Source organism: Rodentibacter genomosp. 1 (assembly GCF_001999285.1).
Taxonomy (GTDB): Bacteria; Pseudomonadota; Gammaproteobacteria; order Enterobacterales; family Pasteurellaceae; genus Rodentibacter.
Map to the genome: position 1 here is coordinate 1 of NZ_MLHN01000033.1, position 9,045 is coordinate 9,045.

General features: G+C 39.5%; 10 protein-coding genes and 1 pseudogene. 6 read left to right on the forward strand and 5 right to left on the reverse strand.

All coding sequences use genetic code 11. The features are described from left to right. The 6 genes and pseudogenes from BKK54_RS11175 to BKK54_RS11200 form a co-directional block, all read left to right on the forward strand. A pseudogene (locus BKK54_RS11175) lies at window positions 1-234 on the forward strand (electron transport complex subunit RsxC); the annotation flags it as partial. Window positions 235-239: 5 nt separating this feature from the next. Then, complete coding sequence (gene rsxD, locus BKK54_RS11180; RefSeq protein WP_077543146.1) at window positions 240-1,316, forward strand: electron transport complex subunit RsxD; 1,077 nt, start codon at window positions 240-242, stop codon at window positions 1,314-1,316. Then, entirely contained in the window at window positions 1,316-1,933 is a 618-nt protein-coding gene (rsxG, locus tag BKK54_RS11185) for an electron transport complex subunit RsxG (protein WP_077543147.1), read from the forward strand. Before rsxD ends, rsxG begins: the two co-directional genes overlap by 1 nt. A 10-nt stretch (window positions 1,934-1,943) precedes the next feature. Further along, window positions 1,944-2,660: an electron transport complex subunit E gene (locus tag BKK54_RS11190; protein WP_077543148.1), complete on the forward strand. Its 717-nt coding sequence runs from the start codon at window positions 1,944-1,946 to the stop codon at window positions 2,658-2,660. A gap of 200 nt (window positions 2,661-2,860) precedes the next feature. After that, the gene (gene nth, locus BKK54_RS11195) at window positions 2,861-3,496 is read left to right on the forward strand and encodes an endonuclease III (protein WP_077543149.1); all 636 of its coding nucleotides are present in this window, start codon (window positions 2,861-2,863) and stop codon (window positions 3,494-3,496) included. A 59-nt stretch (window positions 3,497-3,555) separates the two neighbouring features. Then, window positions 3,556-4,929 carry a sodium-dependent transporter gene (locus BKK54_RS11200; protein WP_077543150.1) on the forward strand — a complete coding sequence of 458 codons (1,374 nt, stop codon included), beginning with the start codon at window positions 3,556-3,558 and terminating at the stop codon, window positions 4,927-4,929. A 38-nt stretch (window positions 4,930-4,967) separates the two neighbouring features. On the opposite strand, the gene BKK54_RS11205 is transcribed toward BKK54_RS11200, so the two are convergent. From BKK54_RS11205 to BKK54_RS11775, 5 genes are all read right to left on the reverse strand, one after another. Continuing rightward, entirely contained in the window at window positions 4,968-6,902 is a 1,935-nt protein-coding gene (locus BKK54_RS11205) for an ABC transporter ATP-binding protein (protein ID WP_077543151.1), read from the reverse strand. Window positions 6,903-7,115: 213 nt separating this feature from the next. Continuing rightward, window positions 7,116-7,469 (reverse strand): 50S ribosomal protein L20, encoded by a 354-nt coding sequence (gene rplT, locus BKK54_RS11210; RefSeq protein WP_005596075.1) that lies wholly within the window; start codon window positions 7,467-7,469, stop codon window positions 7,116-7,118. 64 nt (window positions 7,470-7,533) lie between these two features. After that, window positions 7,534-7,731, reverse strand: coding sequence for a 50S ribosomal protein L35 (rpmI, locus tag BKK54_RS11215; protein WP_034613912.1), 198 nt, complete (start codon window positions 7,729-7,731; stop codon window positions 7,534-7,536). Between the two features lie 204 nt (window positions 7,732-7,935). Further along, a complete protein-coding gene (gene infC, locus BKK54_RS11220; protein WP_432213703.1) occupies window positions 7,936-8,481 on the reverse strand; it encodes a translation initiation factor IF-3 in 546 nt (181 codons plus the stop codon). Between the two features lie 325 nt (window positions 8,482-8,806). Next, the coding region (locus tag BKK54_RS11775; protein WP_077543153.1) for a hypothetical protein at window positions 8,807-9,045 on the reverse strand (239 nt) is incomplete at its 5' end.

Genomic DNA, 9,045 nt, shown 5'->3' on the forward strand with positions numbered 1-9,045 from the left:
GCACTTGACCCGAAAAAAGCCGCCGTTGCAGCAGCAATCGCTCGGGCAAAAGCGAAGAAACTTGTACAAACAACAAATAAAACAACCAATGAAACTGAAAGTACTCTGCCACAAACAGCGGAAAACTTGACCGCACTTGACCCGAAAAAAGCCGCCGTTGCAGCGGCGATTGCTCGGGCAAAAGCGAAGAAACTTGCACAAGCACAACAAAAACGAGAGAAACCACAGGAATAATCCTTATGTTTAAAATGGCCAGTTCCCCTCACACTCATTCTGGAAGATTAACAGCACGTATCATGCTTTGGGTCATCTTTGCAATGATACCGGCTTTACTTGCTCAAATTTATTATTTTGGTTTTGGTGTACTACTTCAATCAATATTAGCGATTACAGTTGCACTATTAGGCGAATTTATCGTAATGAAATTACGTGGCAAAAAACCGCTATCTGCACTTGCTGATTTCAGTATTGTATTAACTGCGTTAATCTTAGCAATGGCCATTCCACCCTATGCCCCCTATTGGCTCATCATCATCGGTACTCTTTGTTCCCTATTACTCGGTAAACAGGTTTATGGCGGTTTAGGACAAAATTTATTTAATCCTGCTATGGTTGGCTATGTCGTTTTACTCATTTCTTTTCCATTACAAATGACAACATGGCTTCCTCCTATTCATTTACTTCAAGAACCACCAACATTTTCAGATGCCGCCTCACTCATTTTTTCAGGGCTTACTACTGATGGTTTCACCCTGTCACAGCTTACTCAAAGTATTGATGGCATCACACAAGCGACGCCATTAGACAGTGCAAAAATCTTTTATTCTAGTCACAGAGAATTAACAGACTTCTATGAACTCATTAAAATGCCAATTTTTATGGGGAACAGCACAGACTTCGCACAGGGATGGTGGCAAGTCAATCTTGCATTTTTACTTGGCGGTATATTCTTAATATTAAAACGCACGATTCATTGGCAGATTCCGGTCGCAATGCTCGTGACATTTTTCTGCTTGGCAACCATTACTACCCTCACAGGAAACACACATCTGAGTGTAATGAGCCAAATGTTTAGCGGTGCAATGATGTTCGGGGCATTTTTTATTGCAACCGACCCTGTTACCGCTTCAATCACACCACGTGGAAAAATTGCCTTTGGGGCATTAGTCGGGCTTTTTGTCTATCTCATTCGCTATCACGGCAATTTCCCCGATGGCGTGGCATTTGCCATTTTACTCAGTAACATTTGTGTACCATTAATTGATCATTACACACGACCACGTGTTACCGGTTACCGCTTAGAAGGAAGAAAATAATGGGAATCTTTAAAATCACCTCACGCTATGCGTGGATCCTAGGATTAGTTGCGTTAATCTGCACGGCGATTTCCTCAGGCATTTTTTACCTGACAAAAGGAAAAATTGATGAAACCATGGCGGCACAGCAACGTAATCTTCTACTGCAAGTGATTCCCCATAACTATTTTGATAACAACTTAGTGGAAAGTGCGGTCATTCCTCAAAATGAAAATTTCAAAGGCATTCAGAAAATTTATTTCGCCAAAAAAGAGCAAAAAATTTCTGCTTATGCCTATGAAACCACCGCACCGGATGGCTATTCCGGCGATATACGTCTGCTCGTAGGCTTAACCCCTGCGGGTGAGGTGCTTGGCGTGCGGGTGATCGAACACCACGAAACCCCGGGATTGGGAGATAAAATAGAATTACGCATTTCCAATTGGATTTTAAGTTTCAATCATAACCCAATTAATGAAACAAACTTAAATGATTGGGCGGTTAAAAAAGATGGTGGTAAATTTGATCAATTTTCCGGTGCCACGATTACACCTCGAGCCATAGTTAATCAAGTAAAACGATCCGCTTTAGTGATGCTTAACAATCAGGCAGAACTCCAGCAACTGGCAATTCAATAAGGACTGTGATATGACAAATTTATCCGAAAAAACGACCGCACTTGTGGAAGATGATATAGTTCATAATCCGGTTGAAACCCAAATAAAACAGGCCGAATGGAAAACGATTTTCGCTCAAGGCATTTGGAAAAATAACCCTGCCATTGTTCAATTACTCGGGCTTTGTCCTTTGTTAGCCGTTTCCAGTACAGCGACTAATGCACTAGGCTTAGGGCTTGCTACTATGCTGGTGTTAATCTGTACCAATACGGTCATTTCTCTATTTAGGAAACAAATTCCCCATGAAATACGCATTCCTATTTATGTAATGGTTATCGCAACAACGGTGACAGTGGTGCAATTATTGATGAATGCTTACACTTATACACTCTATCAATCTCTGGGGATTTTTATCCCTCTCATTGTGACAAACTGTATTGTTATTGGGCGGGCTGAAGCCTTTGCCTCCAAAAACAGTCTCTTGCATTCCCTGTGGGACGGCCTTTCTATGGGCTGCGGTATGGCATTAAGCCTCACGTTACTTGGGGCTATTCGTGAAATTCTCGGGCAAGGGACGATTTTTGAAGGAATAGAAAATCTTTTTGGCGAACAAGCAAAATTTCTCACTTTCCATATTTACCAAACGGATAGCAGTTTTTTACTTTTCATCCTGCCACCGGGTGCATTTATTGGATTGGGATTACTCCTTGCCCTAAAAAATAGAATTGATAACCGAAGAAAAATATAGATTGAACACACATTTAATCTTCCCCGTGTAAATCGCCCGACCGACTTGGCATTTTTAGGAAAATTTGTATTGTTTGAGCCAACGGCGAGTTTACAAATTTTCCGTAAAGAAAATGACAACAAGGTCGGAAAAGCGATTTAATCGGGGTGTGTTCTTTGCTACTTTCTTGCACAAGCAAGAAAGTAGAAGGAAATAAAATTATGAATCAGAAAAAAAGAATCGAAATACTCACCCGTTTACGGGATCAAAATCCTCACCCTACCACCGAATTACAGTATAATTCGCCCTTTGAATTATTAATCGCCGTGATTTTATCGGCACAAGCGACTGATAAAGGGGTGAATAAGGCAACAGAAAAACTCTTTCCCATTGCCAACACGCCACAAGCGATTTTGGATTTAGGCTTAGATGGTTTAAAAAGCTATATTAAAACCATCGGACTTTATAATAGTAAGGCAGAAAACATCATCAAAACCTGTCGTGATCTCATCGAAAAACACAACGGAGAAGTACCTGAAAACCGTGAAGCTTTGGAAGCTCTCGCCGGTGTCGGAAGAAAAACAGCAAATGTGGTACTAAATACCGCCTTTGGTCACCCCACTATTGCAGTTGATACCCATATCTTTCGAGTATGCAATCGCACAAATTTTGCCCCTGGTAAAGATGTCGTTAAAGTAGAAGAAAAACTTTTAAAAGTCGTGCCCAGTGAGTTTAAAGTAGATGTACACCACTGGCTCATTTTACATGGTCGCTATACTTGCGTAGCGAGAAAGCCCCGTTGTGGTTCTTGTATTATTGAGGATCTCTGTGAATATAAAGAAAAAACAGAATATTAACCTTCTGTGTTCAAAATCAGTAAATTTTTAACCGCACTTTTGATTAAATAGGAAAAATAATGACAACAAATAAACAACAACGTCAAACTTGGTCGAGCCGACTGACTTATATAATGACCGTTGCCGGTGCAACCGTTGGTTTCGGTGCAACGTGGCGCTTCCCTTATCTTGTGGGTGAAAATGGCGGTGGTGCTTATGTACTGCTTTTCTGCCTTGCAATGATTGTAATCGGCATTCCGATGATTTTAGTGGAAAATGTGATTGGTCGCCGTTTACGTGTCAATTCTATTGATGCCTTCGGAGATAAACTTCAAGGCAAAGGCAAACACATTTCTAAATATTGGAAAATCCTCGGCTATATGGGGCTACTAGGTGCCTTTGGCATTATGGCATATTATATGGTACTTGGAGGATGGGTCATTTCTTATATAGTGAGCTTACTTAGTGGTACACTTGACATTTCAGCCCCCATTACGAAAGATATTGCCAAAAATTTCTACGATCTTCATATCGGCAATAGCCCTTATGAAATCATGTTATACACCTTTCTCTTTGTGGTGGTGAATTATATTATTTTGGCAAAAGGCATCATTGGCGGCATTGAGCGTTCAGTCAAATATTTAATGCCATTACTCTTTATCTTCTTAATCGGTATGGTGATCCGCAATGTGACACTGCCCGGAGCAATGGAAGGCATTACCTTTTATTTAAAACCGGACTTCAGCAAAATCACACCTCAACTTTTCATTTTTGTATTAGGACAAGTATTCTTTGCATTAAGCCTTGGTTTTGGTGTTTTAATTACCCTTTCAAGCTATCTTAATAAAGAAGAAAACCTCATTCACACTGCAGTGATTACCGGTTTTACTAACACTATCATTGCCGTACTTGCCGGCTTTATGATTTTCCCTTCTTTGTTTACCTTTGGCATTGAGCCAAACGCCGGCCCAACATTAGTCTTCCAAAGTTTGCCAATCGTTTTCTCCCATTTATGGGCAGGTAAATTCTTTGCCATTATTTTCTTTAGCTTATTATTAATCGCTGCACTCACCACCTCAATTACGATTTACGAAGTCATTATTACCGCATTGCAAGAAAAATTGCGTATGCGCCGCAGCAAAGCAATTATTTTAACCTTAGGCGGAATTTTCTTGGTTGGTAATATCCCTGCTATTTTGGGCGATAATCTATGGAAAGATTTCAAGATTTTTGGCAAAAGTATCTTTGATTTCTATGATTATGCCAGTGGCAATATTTTATTTATGCTCACCGCATTAGGTTGTGCAATTTTCGTTGGCTTCGTTCTGAAAGATGAAGCTAAAAAAGAGCTTTCCCCAACACCGGATTCAACTTTTACCAAAATCTGGTTTAACTATGTAAAATTTGTTGTACCTGTGATTATTATCGTGATTTTCATCAGTAACTTATTTTAATCCATAAAAAAACCGAGCCAGTGCTCGGTTTTCTTATATCACTGACTTTCAGCAATACTTTTTTTCTCTTCCAATTCTTCCCAACGCAAGAATGTTTGTTCAAGAAGAGCTTCCGTATCTGCCAATTCTTTTAATTTTGCATCGGTGATTTCATGAGACTGTTGGAAAAAGGTAGGTTCGCCAACTTCCGCTTGAAGTGCGGTCAATTTTTCCTCTAATTCTTCCAATTGCTGTGGGAGTTGTTCCAATTCACGCTGCTCTTTATAAGATAATTTAACGGATTTTGGCTTAGAAGTGCGGTCAGTTTTTACAACATTTTGTTGCGGTTTAGCCGGTGACTTTTTCACAACGTCTTGCACAGCTTTGCTTGCCCAAAAGTTTGCTTGCTGCTGTTTCGCATCAAAGAAACCGCCTACATATTTATTAACGACACCGTTCCCTTCAAACAAATAGCATTCTGTCGCAGTATTATCAATAAATTGACGATCGTGACTCACGATCAATAATGTGCCTTGATAATCCGTCAAAATTTCTTCTAATAACTCTAAGGTCTCCACATCTAAATCATTGGTAGGTTCATCAAGAATCAGCAAATTATTCGGTTTAAGTAATAATTTTGCCAACAACAAGCGATTACGCTCCCCCCCCGATAAGGCTTTCACCGGTGTCATCGCCCGTCTAGGCGGAAATAAGAAATCTTGCAAATAACCTAATACATGGCGTTTTACGCCATTCACTTCGATATCTTGCTTACCATCGGCAACGTTATCCATCACCGTTTTTTCCGGATCCAGATCTGCGCGATATTGGTCAAAATAGGCAATTTCTAATTTTGTTCCCGTACGAATCTTCCCACTTATCGGTTGAATTTCACCGAGTAGTAATTTAATAAATGTGGTTTTTCCACAGCCATTTGGTCCGACTAAAGCAATTTTATCCCCACGCAAAATGGTGGTGCTAAAATCTTTTAACAATTGCTTCCCCGCCACCTCATAACTCACATTTTCCATTTCAAACACAATTTTTCCGGAACGTGCCGAAGTATCAAGTTGTAATTTTGCCGTCCCCATCACATCACGACGTTGGCGACGTTCCTCACGCATTGCCTTTAATGCTCGAACACGCCCTTCATTACGTGTACGGCGTGCTTTTATTCCCTGACGAATCCATACTTCTTCTTGCGCTAATCTTTTATCAAATAATTCATTTTGCATTGCTTCTACACGTAAATTTTCTTCTTTTGTAGTGAGGTATAAATCGTAATTCCCTGGGTAAGAAACAAGCTGTCCGCGATCCAAATCAACAATACGGGTCGCCATTTTGCGAATAAAAGAACGATCATGGGAAATAAAAACAATACTCCCGTTAAATTCTAAGAGGAAATTTTCCAGCCATTCAATCGCCTCCACATCCAAATGGTTTGTCGGTTCATCAAGTAATAACACATCAGGATCGCAAACTAAGGCTCGTGCTAATGCCGCTTTACGCAACCAGCCACCAGAAAGTGCGGTCAGTTTTGTATTAGGATTTAAACCTAATTTGAGTAGCACTTCATTAATTTTATTTTCAAATCGCCAACCATCTGCATATTCTAATTTTGTCTGAACTTGCTCTAGTTGATTTAGAGTTTGCTCGCTATAATTTTCTTCAAGCTCAACAGAAATTCTATGATACTCTTTTAATAAATCCGTTAAATGTCCGATACCTTCTGCAATGTAATCAAATACATTGCCTTCCGTATTACGTGGTGGATCTTGCTCAAGACGGGATACTACCAAATCTTTTTCGTATTGGATCTTACCGTCATCCAACAATACATCACCAGCAATAATTTTGAGTAATGTTGATTTACCCGCCCCATTTCGCCCAACCAAACAAACCCGTTCATTTGGTTCAATATGAAGTTCGGTATGGTCTAATAATGGTGCATCACTAAAAGAAAGATAACCATTTGTTAAACTAATTAATGCCACGATAACCTCGTAAAAATTTGACTAAAATTATTCATAAATCACTAAAGTGATTTATTCACTCTTTAAAGCCGTTGGCAAAGCCAACGTTCAAAAAAACCTTGTTTTTTGTGACTGCACTATTTTATACAGTTTGGAAAGAAAAGAGAAAAGATGAAAATGAATATAAGAAAAAAGGACGCCTTTCAGCGTCCTCATTTTCTAAACTTTAAAAAATTAAAGTGCAGATTTTGCTTTTTCAACTAATGCAGCGAAAGCTACTTTGTCGAATACTGCGATATCGGCAAGGATCTTACGATCGATTTCAACAGAAGCTTTTTTCAAGCCGTTGATAAATTTGCTGTAAGATAAACCATTTTGACGAGCCGCCGCGTTGATACGTGCAATCCATAATTGACGGAATTGACGTTTACGTTGACGACGGTCACGATATGCATATTGACCGGCTTTGATCACCGCTTGGAAAGCAACACGATACACGCGTGAACGTGCACCATAATAACCTTTAGCAGCCTTAAGAACTTTCTTATGGCGTGCTCTTGCAATAACACCACGTTTTACACGAGCCATTATTTAATCTCCTATGTATATTTTCTAAAATGAACTAAATCGTACGTTTTGCTTAAATAACGGCTTATGCGTATGGTAAGCAAGCCACGACTAAAACTTGGTCTGCTTTCGCAACCATGGATTTATGACGTAAATGACGTTTACGTTTAGTTGATTTTTTAGTCAAAATATGACGTAAGTGAGATTGTTTACGCTTGAAACCGCCTGAAGCAGTCTTTTTGAAACGCTTAGCCGCGCCGCGTACTGTTTTGATTTTAGGCATTGTTAAAATAACTCCGCATTTTTCGTTTAAAAACAACATAATCAGGCGAACTAAAAAGTTACTTGGAGGCCTGATTATTTCCACTATAAGGCAAATTGCCTTTTCCCAAAGTAGTTAGGCTGCGTAGTCTGCCCAACTCACAATGACTTTTCACCTAAGTGAAAAGATTTTTATTGAGATTAAAATCTCAACAAAAAATCCTTATTATTTTTTCTTCGGCGCTAACACCATTACGGCTTGGCGACCTTCTAATTTACCCGGTGCAGATTCAACTACTGAAATTTCAGCCAAATCGTTTTTCACCCGTTCCAACACATCTAAACCAATGTCTTGGTGCGCCATTTCACGACCACGGAAACGCACAGTAATTTTTGCTTTATCACCGTCTTCCAAGAAACGGATAAGGCTGCGTAATTTAACTTGGTAATCACCTTCGTCAGTACCCGGACGGAATTTAATCTCCTTCACTTGTACGACTTTTTGTTTTTTCTTTTGCTCTTTTGCGGTTTTGCTTTTTTCGTAGAGGAATTTACCGTAATTCATAATACGGCAAACCGGCGGCTCTGCATTTGGGCTAATTTCAACAAGATCAAGATCCACTTGTTCAGCCATTTCTAAAGCCTGTTGAATAGAAACAATTCCTAATTGTTCACCTTCTTGGTCAATTAAACGAACTTCTTTGACACGAATTTCATCATTGATGCGATTTGGGCGATTTACTGCCGGTGCTTTTTTTACGGTTTTAATAATCGTATTCCTTCTATTGGTCTATGCAAAAACCTTTCACAACACGCAAAAGATTCCAAATGCTCTCACAAAATAAGTAAGACGCGCGGATTCTATAGTATCTGTCAATTTTATGCAATAAAATTTAGCCATTCATACAAATTTCTATTTATATACTTTCATAAAAGTATACACCTCAAAGGGGTGTGTAGCTTTATCATAAACTATACTACCCGCTCATGAAATTCTATGTCTACTTTGTTATCCTATCTCACTGAAAAATCATCTACTTCTCTACAATCTTCCGAATAAAGATCTGAATATTTTGTATAACTCCGATAAGACAAGGCTAGGCAAGTGCCACTATTGCACCATTGCTGTCGTTTTGTGCCACGGCTTGAAGCGCTGCCGTCACCGCTCGAATCGCCATCCCTTTTTCACTGCCTATGCCGTAAGTGCGGTCGATATTCTCTTGGATTTGGTTGATGTCTTTTCCAAGCTGTTGGGCTTGAGGACTGTCTTTTCCGTATTTTTCTTCCAGCTTAAACTTCTCAAGCCCCAGTTTGTTAATTTTCTCCCGCTCTTCAT